Source organism: Paenisporosarcina sp. (assembly GCF_049671445.1).
Taxonomy (GTDB): Bacteria; Bacillota; Bacilli; order Bacillales_A; family Planococcaceae; genus Paenisporosarcina.
In genome coordinates, this window is the sequence record NZ_JBATUX010000061.1 from 1 (window position 1) to 22,501 (window position 22,501).

The 22,501-nt window shown below is 37.2% G+C and carries 25 protein-coding genes and 1 riboswitch; of the genes, 16 read left to right on the top strand and 9 right to left on the bottom strand.

The window, feature by feature from the left end; all coding sequences use genetic code 11:
- Window positions 1-76: 76 nt before the first annotated feature.
- From trpA to WBG45_RS07945, 5 genes are all read left to right on the top strand, one after another.
- A complete protein-coding gene (gene trpA / locus WBG45_RS07925) occupies window positions 77-865 on the top strand; it encodes a tryptophan synthase subunit alpha (RefSeq protein ID WP_424413525.1) in 789 nt (262 codons plus the stop codon).
- A 68-nt stretch (window positions 866-933) separates the two neighbouring features.
- Complete coding sequence (locus tag WBG45_RS07930; protein ID WP_424413527.1) at window positions 934-1,062, top strand: hypothetical protein; 129 nt, start codon at window positions 934-936, stop codon at window positions 1,060-1,062.
- Between the two features lie 207 nt (window positions 1,063-1,269).
- The gene (locus WBG45_RS07935) at window positions 1,270-1,554 is read left to right on the top strand and encodes a hypothetical protein (protein WP_424413528.1); all 285 of its coding nucleotides are present in this window, start codon (window positions 1,270-1,272) and stop codon (window positions 1,552-1,554) included.
- A gap of 277 nt (window positions 1,555-1,831) precedes the next feature.
- The gene (locus WBG45_RS07940) at window positions 1,832-2,320 is read left to right on the top strand and encodes a hypothetical protein (protein ID WP_424413529.1); all 489 of its coding nucleotides are present in this window, start codon (window positions 1,832-1,834) and stop codon (window positions 2,318-2,320) included.
- Between the two features lie 95 nt (window positions 2,321-2,415).
- Window positions 2,416-4,257 carry a dihydroorotate dehydrogenase gene (locus WBG45_RS07945; RefSeq protein ID WP_424413531.1) on the top strand — a complete coding sequence of 614 codons (1,842 nt, stop codon included), beginning with the start codon at window positions 2,416-2,418 and terminating at the stop codon, window positions 4,255-4,257.
- A gap of 385 nt (window positions 4,258-4,642) precedes the next feature.
- On the opposite strand, the gene WBG45_RS07950 is transcribed toward WBG45_RS07945, so the two are convergent.
- Window positions 4,643-6,070, bottom strand: coding sequence for an aldehyde dehydrogenase family protein (locus WBG45_RS07950; RefSeq protein WP_424413533.1), 1,428 nt, complete (start codon window positions 6,068-6,070; stop codon window positions 4,643-4,645).
- A gap of 303 nt (window positions 6,071-6,373) precedes the next feature.
- Here WBG45_RS07950 and WBG45_RS07955 point away from each other — a divergent pair, with 303 nt between their 5' ends.
- The 4 genes from WBG45_RS07955 (at window position 6,374) to WBG45_RS07970 (ending at window position 9,787) form a co-directional block, all read left to right on the top strand.
- The gene (locus tag WBG45_RS07955) at window positions 6,374-6,700 is read left to right on the top strand and encodes a YmaF family protein (RefSeq protein ID WP_424413535.1); all 327 of its coding nucleotides are present in this window, start codon (window positions 6,374-6,376) and stop codon (window positions 6,698-6,700) included.
- 528 nt (window positions 6,701-7,228) lie between these two features.
- A complete protein-coding gene (locus tag WBG45_RS07960) occupies window positions 7,229-7,717 on the top strand; it encodes a YusW family protein (RefSeq protein ID WP_424413536.1) in 489 nt (162 codons plus the stop codon).
- Window positions 7,718-7,819: 102 nt separating this feature from the next.
- A complete protein-coding gene (locus WBG45_RS07965; RefSeq protein ID WP_424413537.1) occupies window positions 7,820-8,842 on the top strand; it encodes an NADP-dependent oxidoreductase in 1,023 nt (340 codons plus the stop codon).
- 117 nt (window positions 8,843-8,959) lie between these two features.
- Complete coding sequence (locus WBG45_RS07970; protein ID WP_424413539.1) at window positions 8,960-9,787, top strand: aminoglycoside N(3)-acetyltransferase; 828 nt, start codon at window positions 8,960-8,962, stop codon at window positions 9,785-9,787.
- A gap of 88 nt (window positions 9,788-9,875) precedes the next feature.
- Here WBG45_RS07970 and WBG45_RS07975 read toward each other — a convergent pair whose 3' ends face one another.
- Genes WBG45_RS07975 through WBG45_RS07990 form a run of 4 tightly spaced genes read right to left on the bottom strand, consistent with a single transcriptional unit; the run spans window position 9,876 to window position 14,527 of the window.
- A complete protein-coding gene (locus tag WBG45_RS07975) occupies window positions 9,876-11,555 on the bottom strand; it encodes a DUF2334 domain-containing protein (protein ID WP_424413541.1) in 1,680 nt (559 codons plus the stop codon).
- Entirely contained in the window at window positions 11,545-12,522 is a 978-nt protein-coding gene (locus tag WBG45_RS07980) for a hypothetical protein (RefSeq protein ID WP_424413543.1), read from the bottom strand. The genes WBG45_RS07975 and WBG45_RS07980 overlap by 11 nt, the downstream gene beginning before the upstream one ends.
- Window positions 12,522-13,751: a glycosyltransferase family 2 protein gene (locus tag WBG45_RS07985; RefSeq protein WP_424413544.1), complete on the bottom strand. Its 1,230-nt coding sequence runs from the start codon at window positions 13,749-13,751 to the stop codon at window positions 12,522-12,524. Before WBG45_RS07985 ends, WBG45_RS07980 begins: the two co-directional genes overlap by 1 nt.
- Window positions 13,748-14,527, bottom strand: a complete 780-nt coding sequence (locus WBG45_RS07990; protein WP_424413546.1) for a hypothetical protein — start codon at window positions 14,525-14,527, stop codon at window positions 13,748-13,750. The genes WBG45_RS07985 and WBG45_RS07990 overlap by 4 nt, the downstream gene beginning before the upstream one ends.
- Before the next feature lie 204 nt (window positions 14,528-14,731).
- A riboswitch (cyclic di-GMP riboswitch) is annotated at window positions 14,732-14,814 on the bottom strand.
- Between the two features lie 219 nt (window positions 14,815-15,033).
- Here WBG45_RS07990 and WBG45_RS07995 point away from each other — a divergent pair.
- From WBG45_RS07995 to WBG45_RS08025, 7 genes are all read left to right on the top strand, one after another.
- On the top strand, window positions 15,034-16,380 hold the full coding sequence (locus tag WBG45_RS07995; RefSeq protein WP_424413547.1) for a M28 family peptidase: 1,347 nt from the start codon (window positions 15,034-15,036) through the stop codon (window positions 16,378-16,380).
- 139 nt (window positions 16,381-16,519) lie between these two features.
- On the top strand, window positions 16,520-16,999 hold the full coding sequence (locus WBG45_RS08000) for an NUDIX domain-containing protein (RefSeq protein WP_424413549.1): 480 nt from the start codon (window positions 16,520-16,522) through the stop codon (window positions 16,997-16,999).
- Window positions 17,000-17,004: 5 nt separating this feature from the next.
- Complete coding sequence (locus tag WBG45_RS08005; protein ID WP_424413583.1) at window positions 17,005-17,592, top strand: NUDIX hydrolase; 588 nt, start codon at window positions 17,005-17,007, stop codon at window positions 17,590-17,592.
- 227 nt (window positions 17,593-17,819) lie between these two features.
- Window positions 17,820-18,287 (top strand): GNAT family N-acetyltransferase, encoded by a 468-nt coding sequence (locus WBG45_RS08010; RefSeq protein ID WP_424413551.1) that lies wholly within the window; start codon window positions 17,820-17,822, stop codon window positions 18,285-18,287.
- On the top strand, window positions 18,284-18,775 hold the full coding sequence (locus WBG45_RS08015; protein ID WP_424413553.1) for an NUDIX hydrolase: 492 nt from the start codon (window positions 18,284-18,286) through the stop codon (window positions 18,773-18,775). The genes WBG45_RS08010 and WBG45_RS08015 overlap by 4 nt, the downstream gene beginning before the upstream one ends.
- A gap of 3 nt (window positions 18,776-18,778) precedes the next feature.
- Window positions 18,779-18,961, top strand: coding sequence for a hypothetical protein (locus WBG45_RS08020; RefSeq protein WP_424413555.1), 183 nt, complete (start codon window positions 18,779-18,781; stop codon window positions 18,959-18,961).
- A gap of 8 nt (window positions 18,962-18,969) precedes the next feature.
- The gene (locus tag WBG45_RS08025) at window positions 18,970-19,779 is read left to right on the top strand and encodes an alpha/beta hydrolase (RefSeq protein ID WP_424413557.1); all 810 of its coding nucleotides are present in this window, start codon (window positions 18,970-18,972) and stop codon (window positions 19,777-19,779) included.
- A 23-nt stretch (window positions 19,780-19,802) separates the two neighbouring features.
- Here the strand turns inward: WBG45_RS08025 and WBG45_RS08030 are convergent, their stop codons facing one another.
- From WBG45_RS08030 to WBG45_RS08045, 4 genes are read right to left on the bottom strand one after another with little or no spacing between them, the layout of a single operon-like run.
- A complete protein-coding gene (locus WBG45_RS08030; protein WP_424413559.1) occupies window positions 19,803-20,528 on the bottom strand; it encodes an alpha/beta fold hydrolase in 726 nt (241 codons plus the stop codon).
- 37 nt (window positions 20,529-20,565) lie between these two features.
- Window positions 20,566-21,291 (bottom strand): SDR family NAD(P)-dependent oxidoreductase, encoded by a 726-nt coding sequence (locus WBG45_RS08035; protein WP_424413561.1) that lies wholly within the window; start codon window positions 21,289-21,291, stop codon window positions 20,566-20,568.
- A 23-nt stretch (window positions 21,292-21,314) separates the two neighbouring features.
- The gene (fosB, locus tag WBG45_RS08040) at window positions 21,315-21,731 is read right to left on the bottom strand and encodes a metallothiol transferase FosB (RefSeq protein WP_424413563.1); all 417 of its coding nucleotides are present in this window, start codon (window positions 21,729-21,731) and stop codon (window positions 21,315-21,317) included.
- A 5-nt stretch (window positions 21,732-21,736) separates the two neighbouring features.
- Window positions 21,737-22,498: an NUDIX hydrolase gene (locus WBG45_RS08045; protein ID WP_424413565.1), complete on the bottom strand. Its 762-nt coding sequence runs from the start codon at window positions 22,496-22,498 to the stop codon at window positions 21,737-21,739.
- Window positions 22,499-22,501 lie beyond the last annotated feature (3 nt).

Consider the following 22,501-nt stretch of genomic DNA (forward strand, 5'->3'; position numbering starts at 1 on the left):
ATTGTTGTCATTTGTTTATCAGGGCGTGGGGACAAAGATGTTGTTACTGTACGTGATGCTCTTGGAGGTGGAACGAATGACTAAAATGAAATTACAATCTGCCATTGAACAGCAAGTCTCAACAGGCGGAAAAGCGTTTATTCCGTATATCATGGCCGGAGACGGTGGATTGTCAAAACTCCGTGAGCAATTACTGTTTCTACAAGAAGCTGGTGCCACGGCGGTCGAACTAGGGATTCCTTTTTCAGACCCGGTTGCAGATGGACCGACTATACAAGAAGCTGGTAAGCGTGCCTTGACAGCAGGAGTGACATTGCGTGGAGTATTAGAAGAAATCGGTCGCTTACAAGATGAAGTGACCATTCCAATTGTTTTAATGACGTACTTGAATCCAGTGTTCCGCTATGGCATTGAGACATTTGCAAAGGATTGCTCAAAATTCGGCGTGAGTGGGTTGATTGTTCCAGATTTGCCACTTGAAGAAAGTGCGATTGTGCATGATGAATTTATTAAACACGATTTAGCACTGGTTCAATTAGTAAGTTTAACTAGCCCTGTCGAGCGAATCGAACGCATTGCAAAAGCTTCTGAAGGATTCCTTTATGCCGTAACCGTAACTGGAATCACGGGAGCTCGAGCAGAATTTGCAACAAACGTTGGGGAGCATTTAGCGAAGCTGAAAAAAGTGAGTTCTGTTCCAGTCATGGCAGGCTTTGGGATATCTACGCCAGAGCAAGTTCGAGAAATGGGCAAACTAGCAGACGGCGTCATTGTCGGCAGTCGTATTGTCGACGCCCTTCATGCTGGTGATCTAGATAGTATCCGTGAGTTGATTGCTGCGTCGAAAGCAGTGGAAATTGTTTAATCGTAGTTTTAATTGAAGTATTGTAACCACTTGCGCAAGCGCAGGTGGTTTTTTTAGGAGGAAATTGGTTGAAACGGAATAAATACTGGTTAAAGCCAAATAAAACTCGTGTGGAGCCGATTAAAGTGCTTGCGAAACGGATCAAATCATATTCGAAGTCGATGAAAAAATTATATGAAATTACTTCACCTTTCTAGAAAACTCTTTTATTAAATGTAAAGTTGATGATTACTTACTAAACCAGTTATTAGTCATTTGAATGAGTCCATGTCGAATACCATCAAGTTTTTGCTTTTATATTGCTTATATTGAAGATTTACTACACAGAAATGTAATTTTACGCATTAAATAATGCATAGTACGAAATACTTTTAACTTCAATGAATAAACTGGAGGCTAAGACATTGAATAAAAACAATATGAATTTTGGTCATAATGTTCAAAACAATACGCTTCCAGAAAATTTTTCTGCAAAACTTGCCGTCATTGCATCAGCGATTACTACCTTTGCTGATGCTTTAGCCACAGTTTCAGCTGTATTAGCCTTAGAAGAATCAATTAAGAGCGATGAAACAGATGCAAAAAATCTAGAAATCCAGAAAAACCAAGAAAATCAATTGAAACAAATGCAAAAACAAATTGATTATTTAACAAATCAATTATCACAAATGAACAGCTCAAGGCATTAACTTATGTAAGTAAAGTGCATTTTATTATAGAGTATAGATGTAAAATGACTTTCCCCCCAAATCCGATGAACTAGCTTGGCCCTCTTGCCACTTCGCAAGAGGGCTTTTTCAGGAAAAAATCGGGTGAAACTTAATGAAAGTTGGTTGAAGTCGAAATAAAACCCTTGCGAATCCGATTAAACTATATATTTAAGCCACTAAAAATTTTTCACCTTCTTTTGAAAAGTGAAACTCTTGTATTTCATTACTCGTCAATTTATCAAAGGGAGGAATACATTTGAAAATGAAACCATTGTTATTTGCCATAATAGTTTGTTCTTTACTTTGGATCTCTGGTTGTTCGAACGGTCAGGTTAACGCGGGGGTAGATGTTAATGCAAGTAATGAAAATGAATTTCCTCCTACTATTTCTGGAACCATAAAAATTGATGACACACAACATGAAATGAAAGCCGGTGGATATAGGTGGGAAAGGAAACAAGGTTCAGAAACTCAAGTTATACAAACTGATGCAGCCTCTCCTTACCAAATTGCAGAAGATTTCAAAGCCATTGCGATAGAACCAAATCAAAAAATTACAATTGATATTGAAGAAAATCCCCAACTATTTGTTTATTTATGGAATAATAACGAAAGAGAAATAGAAATTGAGTTAAATGAAAATCAAATAACAGCTCCAGCAAGTAAAGGTAGATATATATATGAAGTATTCGCAACTTGGCCAAACGGTGAAGTTTCCTACACATTTGTTGTAGAAGTTAAATAAAGGTTTATTTTGCAAAGTAAATTTACTATTTGAATGACCAGCAAAGGTTAGTTAAGTAGGTGTATCGTTATTATCTTTTTCAGGATGTGATTTCATTGCCCGATTGGTCTTATCATACTGTTTTTAAACCAACGCTTACCCGTTTGCCGGATTCCTATGGAAGAGAATTTATCCATCGTGGCATGAGTCTCATCTCTACAATCCCAGGGGGAAGCAGTTTAATTAAAAATCTTGGTCATACGGAACCCTCCCAAAAGCTCGAAACAACCATTTTTGGTCTGACCATCTCGAACCCAGTAGGTTTAAGCGGGAAAATCGACCCCAAATTAACGGGGACTAAGGCTTTTGGCAATCTCGGACTGGGATTTTTAGAAATGGGCCCTGTTTCCCCAATGCCCATTGAGTCAAGTTCCCCACGATTTACTGAAGCGAGGGACAATCTCGTATATTCTTATCCATTAGAGTCTCTTGGTCTAAAGAAAACCGTTAATAAGCTTAAAGAGCTGAAGACATTTAAAAAGCCACTCTTTATTCGAATTGGAACAACTGGCTCCTGCGAAGAAACTTCCTCATTAGTAGAGACCTTATTTGACTACGGGGATGCTTTTATCTTAGAGGAAAAGTTTAGCGATAGAGATTTGGAAACGATAAAGAGGTCAGTAAAATCAAAGCCATTATGTTACTCGTTCTCCCATCAACAACTGGATATTGACTATTTGTCGAACCTAGTAGGAAAAAAATATATAGATGGCATCATGATAGAGGAACAAGCCATTGATACGGGATCTAGGCAACTGTTTCCACTCGTCCAAGTAGATAACTTATCAAAGACAATCCAAGATATTAAGGTAATAACAGATCTCCCTATTATCGTTTCAGGTGGAATCCTCGAACCTGAAGACGCGTTGTCTTTATTTCAATCGGGAGCTAATCTTGTCATGCTGTCGAGTGGCTATGTCTTTTCAGGTCCTGGACTTCCGAAAAGAATTAATGAAGCGTTAATGAGTGTTAAAGGACAGGAAAGAACCGAGTATAGAGGCTGGATTTGGCATTGGTTATTTGGTTTGATTATGCTTCTTGGAGGGATGCTTGCTTTACTCATAAGTATGACAGTAATTGTCTTACCATACGATGAAGCGTTTTTACAGTTAACGCGCGAACAACTAATGACAATAAATCCGAACATTATCCGATTCATGCAACATGATCGGATGACGTTAGCCGGAACGATGATTTCTGGAGGATTTCTTTACATGCAAATAGCTCGTTATGGTGTTAGATACGGCATGTATTGGGCAAAAAAAGTAATTCATATTGCCGGAGTAGTTGGATTTCTTGGGATCCTTCTGTTTATTGGATTTGGATATTTCGATTGGTTACATGGGCTACTGTGGCTTATTCTACTACCCTTTTTCTGGATGGGTTATCGAACAACTAGAAACTTCGCTGAGCATCCAGCATCTAGTAACCGCACCAACGATTCCGCTTGGAAAAAAGGATTATGGGGTCAATTCGCATTTGTGATTCTTGGAATCTCATTTATTCTTGGTGGTTTCGTCATTTCCACAATTGGCGTTTCCGGAGTGTTTGTACCGACCGATCTAACATATATCTGTATGTCACCTGATCAACTGAATGCGATAAACGAACGACTAATTCCAGTAATTGCCCATGACCGAGCAGGCTTAGGAAGTTCCTTAATTAGTGTGGGATTATTAGTATTGATGCTGTCATTGTGGGGCTTTCAACAAGGTCAAAAATGGGTGTGGTATACATTTTTAATCGGAGGAATACCTGCTTTTAGTGCAGGTATTGTCATACATTTTGCTATTGGGTACACTTCTTTTGTTCATATACTACCCGCTTACTTTGCCCTGCTGTTATTTGTGATAGGGCTTGTCTTTTCGAAGGACTTTTTCTTGAAGGGAAATGACTAAGGGGCTGTCATAAAAGTCATTTTAAAATGACTTTCATGGGCAGCCCTCTTTTCAGTTTGATTTCCGTTACAGCTCACTTCCATGTTTCGAAGCTAGCGAAGCGATGCAGAAACAGGCGGACGCTTTCCGCGGGGTCTTCACCTCATGTTATTCCCGCTGGAGTTGCCAAAAATCATATACTCCTTCTCCATGTTACAAAATTGAGATTAGTGTCTTTCTATAGAAGAATACTGTCCTCTCCACAGCGAATGGACGAAAAGTTAGGTTAAGTGGACAGAAATGAATTTGGATGGACAAAAACTTTGTCTAAGTGGACGAAAACCCGCACTGAATGGACAAAAAAGCAACCCGCTCTAAAGAGTGGATTGCTTTTTTATTGATCAATTTAAAATACTGTTTTCATTGTAATAAACTTCATTTCGGTCATTTCATCAACGGCAAACTTCACGCCTTCGCGACCGTAACCACTCATTTTGATTCCGCCGTACGGCATATGATCTGTACGGAAAGTGGGAATGTCATTAATAATAACGGCTCCCGCTTCAATTTCGTCTGCAGCTCTCATGGCATCTGTTAAGACGTTTGTGTAAATCGCTGCATTTAAACCGAATTTAGAATTATTTACGTAGCCAATCGCTTCATCTAATGTGTCATAAGGAATAATTGAAACGATTGGTGCAAAAACTTCTTCGCATACAATTTGCATGTCTTCATTTACATTGATCATGACTGTGGGCTTTAATTGACGTTCGGTAAACTCTCCACCTGTTGCGACCGATGCACCTAGAGTCTTGGCTTCTTCAATCCAATTAACAATACGTTCTACTTCGTCAGGATGGATCATGGAACCAACATCTGTATTTTCATCTAGTGGATCGCCTACTATTAATTTTTTCGTTTCTTCCACAAATGCCTGTACAAATTCATCATGCACTTGACGATTCACATAAATGCGTTGTAAGGAAATACACACTTGTCCAGCAAAACCGAAAGCTCCTTCGACGCAACGTTTCACGATTTTTTCAATCGGCACACTCGGCTCTACAATTAGCGCAGAGTTGGAACCTAGCTCTAGCGTGATTTTACGCAAGCCCACTTTTTCTTTAATGGATAATCCAACAGGTACACTGCCGGTAAACGTTACTTTTTTCACTTCTGGATGAGTAATGAGCGAGTCACTTAATTGACTGCCACTCCCAGTAATAATTTGAAGGACCCCATCAGGTAAACCTGCTTCTTTAAAAATTTCTGCCATGACGATTGAGCTTAATGGCGTTTGTGTTGCTGGTTTTAAAACGACGGTATTACCCACCGCAAATGCAGGTCCAAGTTTGTGTGCTACCAGGTTAAAAGGAAAGTTAAATGGTGTGATAGCTGAAACTACACCAATCGCTTCTTTTTTAGTCCAACCGATTCGATTTGCTCCACCAGGTGCTGCATCCATAGGAATCGTTTCCCCGCGATATTGCTTCGCTTCTTCTGCAGAAAATTGATATGTAGCAATTGTGCGATCCACTTCAGCACGTGCCGTTTTTAGTGGTTTCCCTGCTTCTTGCGCCATAATCTTCGCCAGTTCTTCTTTGCGTTCACGCATGATATTTACAACTTTATATAACATTTCTGCTCGATCGTAAGCCGTCCATTTTTTGTAGGAATGAAAAGCTTGTTCCGCTCCAGCAATCGCTACTTTTACATCTTCCGCTGTTCCTTTTGCTATTTTCGCAAGCAGTTTCCCATCATAAGGAGCTTTCAAATCATACGTTTCACTTGCTTCACGCCAAGCTCCATTAATCCAAAGTCCGGTTTCTTTCAAAAGAAACACCTCCTGAAGTCTATATACATATATTCTTCATTATTCTACCATTCTCCTCTACCACTTGACGCGACTGCCGCACTCGTTGCTGCCATCGCTGCTTGTTGAGCTTGCATCATCAACTTAATCGTGTTTGCAAAACTAACCGATGTGATACTGTCATTGTCAATGAGTCTATCATTTGTGGCTATTAGAATATCACAGGCGAATTCGAATACAGCTAAAATTGCACGGTGTTTGTGACGAATTAGTTTATTGTCACATAGACATATAGATGACCATAAAGAATAAGGAGGAAGTTTTTTGCACGAACACGGTATTTCGGGAATGAGATGGACTTACCCAGATGTTCATATCCACCAAATTGCCACGGAAACAACGATAAATGATGGTCATTCGCATACAGTGCAGGGAGAAACCACGCCAGCATATAACACGATGAACCACGTTCATTCTTATCAAGGAACAACTACCTTTATAGATGGGCATGTTCATCAATTTTCAGGTACTACTGGATATCCTGTCTACTTGAATGACGGGACACACTACCATGAATTTTCAGGGACAACTACCTTCGATGATGAACACGTACATTATTATTCAGGATCTACTGGAAGGAATTTTTCCTAAGTATGCCTTTTGAAAACATACAAATGGTGATCCATTAAAAATCAAACGACATGGTTTTGGAAACCACCAGCTAGTGATTCAACTTTCGCATTTTTTTGGTTTAATGCCGAATTCTGCTAAAATGCTTTCAATATTTATTATGATTCCATCTGTTCGTATTATGATTAAATTCATCGTAATTATTTCTATAAGGCTCAGTTTGCGACGAGTAACCGCAGGAGCACCATGTTTTCCCGCCGCCTTCTACTACAATCATTCTGGTGAACAAGTATATGAGATAGCTTCGATTTAGTGATATGGAGCAAAACAGTGAAGACTCCAGCGGGAACAGCGAAGTGCAGAAATCCACTCGGACGTTAAGTCCGAGTTAGTTCGGCGCAAGCCCGCGGAAAGCATAGCTGTTTTGCGGAATATCAACAACAACATATAACATAGCCTTCTATAAAAAAATACAAAATTGATTAAAGTACTGTTAATTTGTTCATTTTTGGGCATACCAATACAAATCAAATCGAAAGGATGATGAACATGACATTCAAAAAATCAAAAATCGTCGCCAGTTTAATACTTTCTACCGCTTTACTTGGTGCTTGTGGCGATAAGGACGAGATTACAAAAGACGTAACAAATAATAATACGAGCAATGATATCGAAGACGATACAACTGGTGAAGATCCAGCTGATACCGGTGAGTCATTTGGATTTAAAAAATTTGAACTGGAAGTAGATTATCCAGATCAAGAAGAAGCAATTGATGTGAATTATGAGGAAAAGAAAGACTCAACGGATGCTGAATATAGAAATGTGGATGATGATAATGCAGATGTGACAGGTGACGATGCCATGGCCAAACTGAGAATTTTCTTAGGTAATCTTAAACTAAAAGAAGATATGTCCGATGAAGAAATCATTAATCAAATTGTTGAAACGTTCGATATTAAGGACAATCATACCAAAATAGATGTCGACATCACGTGGTTTAATGATCAGAAAAAAGAAATTGAATTGATAAAATAGCTATCACAGACGTCCTTAACTATGGTTGAGGACTTTTTTCATGAAAAAATTTGCCAAGTAAGTTACATTACTACATACACGTTACTCTATGTGAATGAAAGGATGTTCAATTTGCAAAAACAAATTAAACTCGTTAAACGACCTACAGCTACTCCAACAAAAGAAGATTTCGAAATGGTGAATGCACCGATTGGTGAACCATCTGAAGGCGAGGTCCTTGTTAAAACGGTCTATATTTCTGTTGATCCCTATTTACGTGGACGTATGAATGACACGAAATCATATATTCCTCCATTTGAGTTAAACCAAATGATTTCAAGTGGTGTGGTGGCACAAGTAGTTGACTCTAAATCCGTACTTTTTAAAAAAGGCGATGTGGTTTTAGGATCACTTCCTTGGCAAGAATTCAGCATTGCAAAAGAAAACACGGTTCGGAAAATTGACCCTACTCTTGCTCCCGCCTCTGCGTATTTGAGTGTGCTTGGGATGACTGGATTGACAGCATACTTTGGCTTACTCGATATCGGTAAGCCTAAAGAAGGCGAAACCGTTGTCGTTTCCGGGGCAGCTGGAGCAGTTGGTTCTATTGTTGGGCAAATCGCAAAAATTAAAGGTGCTCATGTTGTGGGAATTGCAGGTTCAGACGAGAAAGTGAAGTTCCTTCTAGACGAATTAGGATTTGATGCAGCCATCAATTACAAAACGCAAAATGTTGCGGAAGCCTTACGTAAAGCTTGTCCTAATGGCATTGATGTTTACTTTGAAAATGTCGGAGGAGAAATTGCTGACGCTGTCTTCCCGCTGTTAAATAACTTTGCGAGAATTCCTGTGTGTGGCGCTATTTCAGCTTACAATAATGAAAATGTAGATGTTGGACCGCGTGTGCAAGGTTATTTAATCAAGACTAGCTCATTGATGCAAGGCTTTACAATTGGTAACTATTCCTCTCGTTTTGGCGAAGGTGCAAAGGATCTTGCAACTTGGTTAACTGAAGGCAAACTCAAGTATGAAGAAACGATTACAGACGGCTTTGACCATACTATCGATGCATTCTTGGATCTCTTCAAAGGTGCAAACCTTGGGAAAGCGATTGTCAAAGTAGCTGAAATCGAAAAATACGAATAGCATACATGCCGTTTTGGAATAAATCCACAACGGCTTTTTTATGGAGAATATTCAGGGTTTTCAATGTATTCGTTTCTCCTATACAATTAAGCTATTAATGATGCGGGGGCATAAAATATGAGTGAATTTGATCGTGTACAAGAAACCACTTCTTTTCAATCAGTGGAAACGGTAAAACAACAATTACAGACGCTTGGTATTCAAGCAGGAGATTCAATAATGGTCCACTCTTCTATTAAGTCCATGGGATGGATCGCAGGTGGAGCGAAAGCAGTTATTGATGCATTGATGGAAACCATTACACCTGAAGGAACCATCGTCATGGCGGCACAATCTGCAGAGAACTCTGAGCCTTCCTATTGGATGCTGCCACCTGTTCCGAAAGATTGGCATGAACCCATTCGTCAACATATGCCTGCATACGATCCACACTTAACACCATTACGTGGAATGGGAAAGATTGCCGAATGTTTTCATCGTCATCCGAAAACGATTCGTAGTTACCATCCTGTACATAGTTTTATGGCGTGGGGTAAAAATGCAGAAAAATGGATGATGGAACATCCCTTAGAAGAGTCTTTTGGAATGAGTTCACCACTCGGTTCGTTTTTAAATGAACACGTCAAAATTTTGTTAATTGGTGTCGGTTATGATTCTTGTACGGCTCTACATCTATCTGAGAATTTACTTGAGACGAAAACGTATACTAACCAAGGTGCGGCGATGTTAGTGGATGGTGAGCGACTGTGGATTGAGTACCAATCTGTTGATGGAGATTCGGATCGTTTCCCAGAGCTTGGAGAAGCTTTTGAAAAAACACATACAAATGAAGTTTTTGTTGCTAAGTTAGGTCAAGCGGATTGTCGTGTTATTCAAATGAAACCACTTGTTGAATTTGGAACAGAGTGGTTGAAAAAGAATCCTGTCAAAGAAGAAGAAAAATAAAACATCTTTTCTGACGATACAATCGTATGCAAATCGACTAAAAAAGAGCTTGAACGTTTTAGTAACCGTTTAAGCTCTTTTTTCACTCTTATTTAGCTTGATCCCTTTTTAGGTTCGATGTTGGCATATTGTTTTGACGAGCTGCTATAAAATAGACGGCAAAACAAAATAGTAACCCGCCCAATATTAGCACATACATGAACGAATTTTTAACAAATATGTTCATTTCATAATCACTCGATACGATATTTTTTTCAATCGTAACTTCTCCGTTTTTTGATTGAATAAGGACATTCTCTACTTCAACTTTATTCGGGAGTTGTTTTAGATCAAGCCAAGTTGTGTTGGGGAAAGAATTTAAAATTTTAATGACTTCTTTTAATGTATCTAGCCCTAAATATGGGTGATAAAAAGCACCCAGATATCCATCCGAATATTGAGAGACGTCGTCACCCATTGACTTCATGTTTTGTAGACTTTCTGCAAAAGGATTTTCAGGGTTACGAATGTCTTTTTCAATATATCCCATCGTTTCAGGGATGGACGTCATTCCATGTAAAAAACTGGGCTTTCCACTTGTAATTGAACCGTACGTACTTTTCCTTGATTGATCGGTGATTTGTAATTGCCCAACGTATGTTGAAAAATACCCAGATAGTATTTCATAACCAGACTGCGACATCGCATAATGTGGTGCTTCAAAAGCAAGTGGGTAGAGATTATGGGCAATCATTTCTGTTACTCCATTTTCAATCGCGTCTTTAATATATTGCCTTTCATATTCTTCGAGCATTAATTGTTCTTCTTGATTTGTAGGGATAATGATTTTATCGTCTTTAGATTGGTATATTGGCCGGTTATTTTGCACATCCCAAAATTCGAAGCCTTCACCTGTTTCAGTTTCTCTATATTGATGCTTATATCCATGTAGAACAAAACTTGCTCCATTTTTTTGCATATACTTCAAAACCTCAACCAACTTCGGTACATCAGAAAAGTGAATTTCTTCTTTTGTCTTCGTTGAGGTATAGACTGGAATAACCGTAACTAGATAGGGTATCTTCTGATTTTTCAAGTACATGGCTATATTTTTAAGATTTTTAGCATCCGTTTTCGGGTGAATATCTTCCAACCGTAAATATTTTACCTTCTGACCATTCTTCTGTTTATCAAAGATTTCATATAGGGTTTCTCCAATAACCATTCCAATGGGATTATGGAAATTAGTAGTCCCAACATAATAGGAATTTTTATCATGAATAATTAGTGGTTTTGTATCATCCCCCAACACTAATATTTCCTGATTTTCTTTCACGTTTATTTTTGTTATGCGTCTTGTTTCTTCTATTTCCGTTGTTATATCCGATTGAGGAATCGATACTGAACGAATTGTTTCGAACTCACCTGTACTCACAAACTCAAACCTCTTCGTTAATTGCTCTACATTACTTCCAAAGAACACCATTTCCCCTTTGAACTCTTCCATTTGTTGAATAAGGCTAGTAGAAATCTTCTTTTTAATAAGACCAATATAAAAAACGTGAGAGTATTCGTCCAAATTCAGCGATTCTTCATCTGAAGCAATCGTAATGTCGCTAGTAAAACGGCTAACGATTGTATCTAATATACGAACTTGTGTTAAATCCTCTAAATCGTTAGGTGAGTAAATAATCAATGCTCTACTTTTTTCTTCAGCAAATACAGGAGCATACGCTGATAGAATACAAAACATAAATACAGTTACCAGTAAGATTATTTTAGTTTTCATTGCTTACAATCACTCCATGAACATAGTCAAAAAAATGTGTTTTTTTATCAGTTCTAGTACTGAAAAAGGACGATTTTTCAATGATTATTTCATGTGCTAAAGGCGAATGATTTTTTTTAAAGTAACGAACAGCTAAGGCATAAACAGCACGAGATTCATACTTAACCGTTGCTTTTCTATTTTCTTTGTTATAGCGTCCATAAATAGTTTTCTCTTGTTCCCATTGTTTTTTTAACCATTTATCAAAGCTTCTATTTTCACAAGATTTCCCCAAACAATAAGTAGCTATGAGAAGTTGGTCTACCATATGTGCTTCTTCTGAGGAAATGGATTTATCACTCTTAATCATCTGTTCTTCTGCGAAAAAAACACCTACATCGGATGGTGTCGGAAATTTGTCAATCTTAAGAAGGCTTAGGTAGTCATCATGTAAATAGCTATTGACCATTGTCGGTGCAAGATAATCTGATTCCCAGTCGTAATACTGAGCTATTTGACCATTAACAATTTGGTGTTTTTTCACAGAAGCCAAAAGCTCATTCGCTAGAGTTGCATATTCTTCGTTATGAAATATAACTGCGGCTTGCAAAAGGATATTAACAATTCGCAGATCATCAATAAATGCATTCACTGAAATATCCATTCCCGTCTTCCACTTAATAAAGTAATCGTCTCCAACTCGAACGATAAAATATTCTTTTAGAACTTCTACTTGATCTCGAAAATGTGATTCCCTCTTTTGTTGTAATAGTAGTTCCATATATAAACCCGTACTCTCCACAAGAAACTCTGGTTTATCAGTAATTGAATAACTTTTAATTAAACCATCATATGTCATATAGTTCAGTTCAATAGTTTCAATAGCATCTAAACTTCCACTCGTTTTTCCCTCTTTCATATATAAATAAATAATAACTCCCCCTATCGTGACAATCAGGATTACTATCTTTGATAACTTTTTCACCATTACACTTGTCCTTCTTTATAACGCTTGGTCTTATCCCAAGCAATTGTTTTGCCGCGTAAGCGGCTGACGGAATAAGAATAAATAGCACGAAATAAAAGGATTAGAAATAACTGAGAATAGGTGAAGTACATAAACATTCCAACAAGTAAATTTATAGCAGATGTATTTTGGTTAAAGATCATGCTACCTACTACCTGAAACGAAAAGACCATATAACTTAAAAACCAAATCATTAGTAGTGGTTGTGTCAAAACAGGTAAGTCCACACCCACTAAATTTAATACAACCCAAACATTTGAGAAAAGTAACATAATGACAAAAAAGAAATAAGTTAAAAGGTGTTGCCCGGTATGGTATAACACTTTTCCGCGCCAAAATGTAGGATCATAAAATAATTTCTCAAGTAAATACAGGTTACCAATTAACCATCTCGTTCTTTGTTTAATAAAAACCTTGAGATTTTCAGGTTCTTGTTCCCAAGTTTCAGCTTCAGGAACTACTGGCAATAGGTAATCTTTTGCTGTAATTCGAATCGTCAGTTCTGCATCTTCTGCTAATGCGTAAGGATCATATCCACCTACTTCTTCAATTACGGATCGTTTCAACAACATATTCGTCCCTGGAAGTGAACCCGTTTTAAAAAGAGCCCAACGACCACATTGCATCAGTAATTGGAATACTTGAAACTCAATTGATATCATGCGTGTTAATAGATTTTTTTCTTGGTTTATTGTTCGTACATATCCAATAGCACCTGCTGCATTTGGAGTCTGTACCGCCTTTTCAACCAGAAGTTTTAACGCATCTTCGTTAGGTTGATTATCAGCATCATAGACTATGAAGTACTCCGACTCAGTAATAGATAGACCATAATTTAAAACCCGAGATTTTCCTTTTGGATTCCCATTGGGCACTTGAACATAATGGCAGTTTGTGAAAAGAGACGAGAATTCTCGGCCGATATCTGCAGTATTATCAATGGATTGATCATCAAGTAAGTAAACATCCAATTGACCGGGATATGTTAGTTTTAACATCGCTTCCAACGTGTTATGAATCACAATTCCTTCATTATGTGCAGGAATGAGTATGGCCACAGAAGGATATACTTTTAATGGTTTTTTTATTTGCTTTTTCTGTCTAAAGTAAATTCCAGCTACAGTTAATATCGAATAATAAATAAGCAGCAACGCGAAAAATATCATCACACAAAACAGTAGTGTTTTCATGAGAAACTACCTACTTTAAAATGTGAAATTGTGTCTTGAAGGTCATCAATTCGTTTTGTAGTGAATATTAAAGTAAGGTCGTTTATATTAATCTTTCTACTTAATTTATTTAAAACACGAGATTGAACAACTCGGGACCCTTCTTCATCTGTATTTTGTAAATAAATGAGAAAGGTTAGAGAATCCGTATAAGTAAAGAAATCAAACTGATCTCTCGTGGAATCTTCAATTACTTCAGTCAATACTTTTTTGTAAATATTTTCATTATCTTTTATCATATTTGCACTGATTTTCATTAGATATCCCATTTCATTTCTACGCTTTAATCCAACTAAACTAAGTGACACTCGCTCTGTAAATTCTCTATTTGTTAACAAGCTAGATTGTTCATTAACAAACTTCTGTAATTTGGATTTTTTCTGCATTTCATTTTCTAAGGTTAATTTCAACTTATGAAGATGCTGTGCTGAATACCAGATTGCAAGAAGTGAAACAAAATAAATAACATTCATCACAATGAATTCTATTTGCTGCGCTTGAGGTAGTTGTGCACCAAATGCCCTCCAAGTTAAAATAAAACCATACAGTAACGTAGTACCAACAATAAATGCGAAAGACCAATTCCATTTTATTAAAAATATAAAAACTGTCATACTTACTAAAACTACTATATGCACCAACACAAGCGACTGAGGTAAAAAATAAATTGCCATAACCTGAGCATACACAAAAAGAATAAACGGAATTGCGATCAACAAATTGTTCAACTGCTTCATGTGAATTCCTTCTTTCTTGTTATGAATTGAATGTATTTAACACAATTATCTTTGCTCAAAAAGCATTTCAACCTTCTATCAATTACTTTTATATCTTTATAACACCGAATGAAAAATGAGATTCCTGCTATATAGAATCTAGTATTCTACCTGTTTCATTATCATTCAAAAAAAAGACCTAACATGAGCGGACAAATAGTCCACTCTTGTTAGGTCGGTTGCACCACTAACTCCATACATCCAAGGTGCCCAGTTTTAGGATGTACTTCACAGTTCCCTCTACCACTAGCATTATTTAAAGTTAAGATAACTAATATTTCTGAATATTTAATATATTTGTATTATGCAATATTATTGGTTATTTTGTCAATCTAAAATAGAAAAGAAATATCTATAAATTTTCATTAAAAATTTCCTAATATTTAACACAAAAAATAATTAATTTTTGCTTAGTAAAAATCTCATTTCTGTTCATCCTAAAGTATTCAATACTTTGGAGGCACAAAATGAAACATTCTATATCTAAAATTATCATTACAGCCATTATTGGACTAAGCGTCATTGCGCCTATTGCCACTTTCGCAACCTATTACACCAATTCTCAAGATGAGAAATCAACTAATTTTGAAATGAACATTTTGAAGACCATTGATGATGAAAACATGTATAAACATATTAAATCTCTATCCAAAACGCCTCGAGTGGCTGGAACTGAGCAAGAAGATGCAGCCGTTGACTACATTAAAAAGCAATTCGATTCTTACGGGTATAAAACTGAGGTTCAAACCTTTACTTTTAATGATTATACCGCTCCTCATACCATTGAATTAACTCTAGATGGATTTTTACATATTGTAGATCCAAGTGCTTTGGAATATTCGGTTAGTGGACATGTTGTGGGCGAGGTTGTGGTTGGTGGACTTGGTAAAGCTAACGAGCTACAACATCTTGATTTAACTGGAAAAATCGTTCTTTTGAAACGTGGCGACATTAGTTTCAAGGAGAAAATGTTAAATGCGGCCAATAAAGGTGCAGTTGGTGTGATTTATTACAACAATGCACCTGGCATGATAATGGGAAGTCTTGGCGAAGCAAATCATTCCTTTATTCCAGCTGTTTTATTGACACAAGCGGAAGGTGAAAAGATGGTGAAGCAAGTTAATAAGAATCCCGACACCCAAGCATCACTTACAATTGAAGGAGCAAAGTCCAACACAAACAAGTCTCACAATGTCATTGCAACTAAGAAACCGTCAAATCTAAATTCTAAAACCAAAGCAAAGCATGATATCATCGTCATCGGTGCACATCATGATTCAGTTGCAAATGCCCCTGGAGCAAACGATAATGCCTCAGGAACTGCCATGACACTTGAACTCGCACGCGTCTTTAAAACCATTCCTAGCGATACAGAAATACGGTTTATCACTTTTGGAGCTGAAGAATTAGGATTAATTGGTTCTAATCACTACGTCAATCAGTTATCCCCTAATGAAATAGATCGTATGGTTGCAAATTTCAATTTAGATATGGTAGGTAGTAAAGATGCTGGTAAATTAATTTTGCAAACAATGGATGACAAGCCGAATTTGGTCACCGAACTTACTCAAGTAGCAAGTACCAAATTAAATGGCGAACCAACACCCGTTAACCAAGGTGACAGTAGTGACCATGTTCCTTTTGCAAAAGCAGGCATACCTGCTGCTTTATTCATTCATAATCCAGCAGAGCCTTGGTATCACAAACCCGAAGATAAAATTGATAAAATCAGCAAAGCAAAGCTTCAAGACGTGGCTGAAATTGTTACGCTGGCCATCATGAATCAAACTCGTGTTGAACATTATGCGAAATAACTCATAATTCATACCCCATGAATCTGGAAAATAGCCAGGTTTAATGGGGTTTTTCGTTTTAACAAGATGGAAAAAGAAGGTATTAGTTTTTTAGTTATCGAATAGTATAAGATAATAATTTTTCAAAGGAGAATGTGGAGTGAATGTAGACCCTTCCTTAGAATTTATCGAATTTATGACTGTAACAGAAGATGAATTACATAACTATGAGCCGTTAGCAGGTTCCTATGCAATCGTTCAAGTTGAACATGATATTCTCTTTGGGTTTAATCACTTTCGTAAACGATGGGAACTACCTGCCGGAAGAAGAGAATTAAATGAATCGCCTAAAGAATGTGCGATTCGTGAACTACACGAAGAAACGGGACAAAAAGTTGAAAGTTTAACGTTTCAAGGTTTAGCAAAAATTCAAAATCTAGAATCACACCATGTAAAATATAACCCCATCTACTTTAGTAAGGTCTCTCACTTAACTCCTTTTATTCCAAATGACGAAATGGAACGAATTATACTATGGGATTTAACCAGTGGTATCGGACCTGTCGACCACGTGGATGTCCAGATTTGGAAGGCGTTAAAACAGGTTCAAGATTTTACAACCATGAAACAGAACGACTAGAGGACGTGAATCATTTGAAACATTGGAAAACCTTAAACTCTAGCTATCTTTATCAAACTCCATTTGGAAACCTGAGAAAAGATACTTGTGAATTACCTTCTGGACAAATTATTCAAGATTATTATGTAACTGAATATAGTGACTGGGTAAATGCCGTTGTCATTACCAAAAATCAGCTACTTGTTCTAGTTAAACAATATCGTCATGGAGCAAACTCAAGCTTTTTAGAAATCCCGGCTGGAAAACCTGAGGGAAATGAAACTTTCGAAGAAGCCGTTTTACGTGAAGTTAAAGAAGAAACAGGATTCACTTCAACCTCTCCCCCTATTTTACTAGGCGAATTTTTTGTTAATCCAGCTACCCAAACAAATAAAGTCATTAGCTACCTTATTACAAATGCTGAATTAGTAACAAAGCAAGACTTGGATGATACTGAAATGATCGATGTACACTTGGTTGATTTAAAGCGAATGAATCACATGATAAAGTCTGGTGAAATTAACCAATTATTCACCGTTAGCGCTTATTATTTGAGTATAGCTAAATTGGCAAGTCTTTATGGATTTGATGAGGCTGCTCTAAACCAATATTAGGGAACAGAAATCAGGCATGGTGTCGTTGTACATTTTGTTTAAAAGATAAATTAGGAGATGCTTTTATTTATTGTTCCCAGTCCATGAAAACCCTTCCTGCTATAAAGAAGAAATTACAATTATTACGACGATTGTTGAACACAAGTCTTGTGCGAACTCGCCTACCGTACATTCAATTTCATTGAATAAACTAAATTGTATACAAATAGAATGGCGGTGTTTTCCAATTGAAGAAGGCAAGGTTCAAGTTTCTTCCTTTCGATTTTATTAAAGGGGAAGAAATCGATTTAATAATTGAACAAAAAATTCGTGAAAATAAAGTAAATGGATTTGTCCCAACCTATTGTTATGCAATCAATCTGACAGGAACAAATTTAACCATTGGCACCATCGATCTTCGTATAGGTAACAATACACTGACTTACTATGGTGGACATATTGGATACGGCATAGATAAGAAATATAGAGGTCATCATTATGCATCGAAAGCGTGTGAATTACTAAGAAAAGTTGCGCTTGCTCATGGTATGAACGAGTTAATTATTACGTGTAACCCCGAAAATATCGCATCTCAAAAAACGTGCACTAGACTTGGAGCAAAATTCATTGAAATCGTAGATTTACCTATTGATAGCGATATGTACTTAGAAGGAGAACGTCAAAAGTGTATCTATAAATGGAGGATTTCATCATGACTACAACCTATGTAACCTGGGGACAATCTCGTGTAAAGCTAACTTGGACTCCATCAAAAACATTACCTCATCATGAATTAATAACCAGTGTTCACGGACTTTGCTTCCATGACGACCAATTGCTCTTAGTGGATATTAAAAACCGAGGATGGCATTTCCCTGGTGGACATATTGAGGCAAATGAAACCCCTGAGGAGTGTTTCAAGCGTGAAGTAATGGAAGAAGGTTGTGTGGAAGGAATTTGTTCATATCTTGGATACGTAGAAGTGGACCATAGCGATAATCCAAATTGGAATAGTGATAGTCCCTATCCTTTAATTGGTTACCAAGTTTTATATCGTATGGATATTACAAAAACACTTCCATTTAAAGCAATTTTCGAATCTGCTCAAAGAATGTTTATTGAGCCTAGCAAAGCAGCTCACTATTGTAAAGATTGGCATGAAGTATATGACGATATTCTGATGAATGCACTGGGAAGGAAATGAATAATGGTAGAGCTAGAGGAAGTCGTACATAAACTTAATACTGAATTAGATATAGAAGCATTTGGAATTGATTCTGCGTTTAAACGATTTATTCCAGATGTTTTAATATTAAACCCGTCTTGCTTCCACAACAAAAATGGTGGCTTTAAAAATGATGAATGCATAACAATGAAAGTGAAAGGTTGAGTTTCAACATGCTAGAAAAATTCACAATTCCTATCTCGGCTTTCAATCACGAAAGAACGATACGTGTTTATACACCAACCAATTATGAAACTGAACCATCTAAACGCTACCCTGTCTTGTATATGCACGATGGACAAAATGTCTTTGAAGACCAAGATGCAATTCAAGGGGTTTCATTAGGATTAAAAGATTACTTAGATAAAAGTAAATTAAAGCTAATTGTCGTAGGAATTGATACAAATACGCTAGGTGATGAACGTAAAAATGAGTACTGTCCTTGGGTTGATGGGGAATATAGTAAGAATTTGATTGGGATGGCAAGTACTACCGGTGGTAAAGGTGCGGCTTATGTTGATTTTATTGTTCATGAACTTAAGCCCTTTATTGATTCAAAATATAGAACTCTAGAGGACTCAACGAGTATTGCGGGTGTTTCACTGGGTGGTTTGATTTCAACGTATGCTGTTTGTAGATACCCTCACGTATTTACAAAAGTTGCAACCATTTCTTCTGCTTTTTGGCGTAATCAAGAAGAAATAGAAAAGTTGTTAATTCAATCAGATTTGTCTTCTATAGAAAAGTTTTACATGGATGGCGGCACGAAAGAAAGCGTTGACGAGCGAATAAGCAAAGGGTTTCTAGAATCCAACCAAGCAATATATGATATTATTTCAGGGAAAATACCAAATACTAGATTTAATATCGTGGAAAACGCTGAACATAATTATTCATTTTTCCGCAAAAGAGTGCCTGAAATATTCATGGAGCTATTTAGTGCTAATCAAGATAAAAGCTTAGTTGAATTCCAAAAGAAATGACTTTTTCGCTTACTGTGAAGAAGTCATTTCTTTATTTGAAACTTATTTAACCAAACCATTAAATCCTTTAACATCTCTGAGGAAACTTGATGGTTGATATTCTCGTAAATCAATAAAACGACATCATTTCTACCTTCAACTTCAGTCAGGTATTTAAAATAATCTTTTTGCCCGTCTACTGGAACTGTTCGATCGGAATCACCGTGCATAAGAAGTACGGGTGAATCACAATTTTTTCGTCTAACTGGATTATATTTATTTAACATCTTCTCTTCTTCAAGCGGTATATCAGGTCGGTTGTCCATCTTTCTAAAAAGTCTTTCTGAGAACAAAAAAGATCCAGACCCATTAATATTTACTAAGCCCCTTAAGTTTTTTGAGGATGCAAAAATACCATTAGCTATAAAACCTCCCATCGAGCTTCCGACTAAGATGATTTGTTCCAATGGAATCCCTAATTCTTCTGTAAACTCATCGAACTCTTCAATACTTTCAACAATCGTTTTCCAAAAATATTTCTGTATAACCTCTTTATTAAAATGATTGTCTACTATGTTTCTTGTATCGTGATAAAGTATTTCCGGAACGATTACCCTAAACCCCTTATTTGCAATGTCCTCAGCAAAATTGCTGTAGCTATCAGCATCTGTTCCCCAACCATGATATAAAATAATAGTTGAGACATTCGTGTTACGTAAGAATGGCTCGAACAAATTATACTTAAAGTTTTTCAAAATCACTTTTTTCATTATGGTAAAGTTCATTCCTTATAAATCGAATAGTAAACTAAAAATTTCGGATATCCACTATTGGACCAACTTCTTTGAAGTCTTTATTTTCTATGAACGAAATAAGTTTTCGTGCAGTTTGCTCTGGACTACTTAGTAATCCTTGTTCTTTGTAGTCAATGAAACGATCGAGAAGTGGAAATGCATTTTCGTTGCTTGCCCGAATAGCCTCTTGCATGCCTGTATCGATAATACCTGGAGCGATTGAAACAATTTCTACAGGTTGCGTAGCCTTCAATTGCTCAAGTGCCACGACCCGTGAAAAATGATCAAGCCCAGCTTTTGTCGCACAGTATATTCCCCATCCTTCATATGCATTTCGACCAGCTCCGGAGGAAATATTGACGATACGCTTTGATCCTGGAAAATCCTTTAACTTAGAGATGAATGCACTAGAAATGATCATGGGTGCCGTTAAATTGACTGCAACTGCTTTCGTTATTTCTTCTACATTTACAGAACCTATTAACCCTATTGGATCAATCATCCCTGCGTTATTAATAAGTGTAAATGAACCCGCATGTCGTGGAGCAGCCTCGATTATTTCATTCATTAGCGAATCAAGTTTGTCCGTTTTAGAGAGGTCTGCTAGAATGAATTTCATCCCATTCAGTTCGCACTCTGTGCGAGCTATTCCGACAACTAGATGACCCGCTTCAATCAGTTGTTTGGCAAGTTCGAACCCAATTCCTTTTGACACACCAGTGATTATATAGACGTTCACTTACTTCATCCCTTCTAGGCTCTTTAATCGTCGTAAAACACCATATGTCCCTTATCATTTTTGTAAAAATCCATTCGGTCTTTTAGGGTCCCCGTATGAAATTCGAATTTGTGTCCGTCTGGATCTTCAAAGTAAATGGACTTTTTGTCCCGAGCATCTCTAACTCGACTAGGCAATATCGAAACGTTTAATTTCTTCAATTTCTCAAGAGTTTCCTCAAATTCACTCAGAGTGATTGAGAAAGCCATATGTGTATAAGATTCACGAATTTCATTTCTTGGTATGTCTCTTTCTTCATTCAATGCAAGCCACAAACCATCTAAGTCAAAGTAAGCGGTTGTTGTGCCTTTTGCTACTAACTTGGCACCAAATACGGAATGGTAAAAGTCGATTGATTGCTTCAAGTCAGAAACTGAAAATAAGATATGGTTCATTTTCATCTGATTTAGCCCTGCACACGTTCAAGTAATCGGTATGGTCTAACTTCATACGATTCATAGGCTATACTTCCTTGGTTCATGGCATCATAGACTCTCGATGCAAAGTGCTCTCTTGTAACCCAATCGATCACATTCGTTTCATTTAGTTCAACAAACTGCGCATCGATTGTTTCTCCCGGGTTCGGAGTGGGGCTTCCTGAAATCCATTTCCCTCTGTACACAAGGCAAAGGACTCCAGTCGTGACATTTTGATACACCCCCACCAAATCTCCAATCTCCGCAATAATTCCTGTTTCTTCTAAGACTTCGCGAGCTAAAGCAACCGTCATACTCTCCCCTGGCTCTACTTGTCCACCTGGCATCTCGTACGTGTTGGAACGATGTTCATTTCGAACAAGTAGAACTTGCCCTGCTTCGTTTTGAATAAAACCAGATACTGCTGCTACATAAGTCGATGTTGAATAATCGCCTGTCGACTCCATAAAGTCTTCTGAACTTGTCTCGAATAAAGGCGGTAATGTCTGTCGATAGTTTTGAGCGGTTTGATGAAGTTCTGATTCACGAATAGCAGCATCCACTCGCTCAAAATCGGCTCGGTCTCGGTATGCCCACATTGCCATAATTTCCGTTTTGCTTTCATTTACCCAACGACCGACAAGGCTTGCACCATGCGTCAGTTGATTTGGTAAGAGGTACGTGTGAAAAAAATGGGTAAACGTATCGTACATTTGAGGCTTTATTGTGTAAGATTTTCTTCGAAATAACATCAA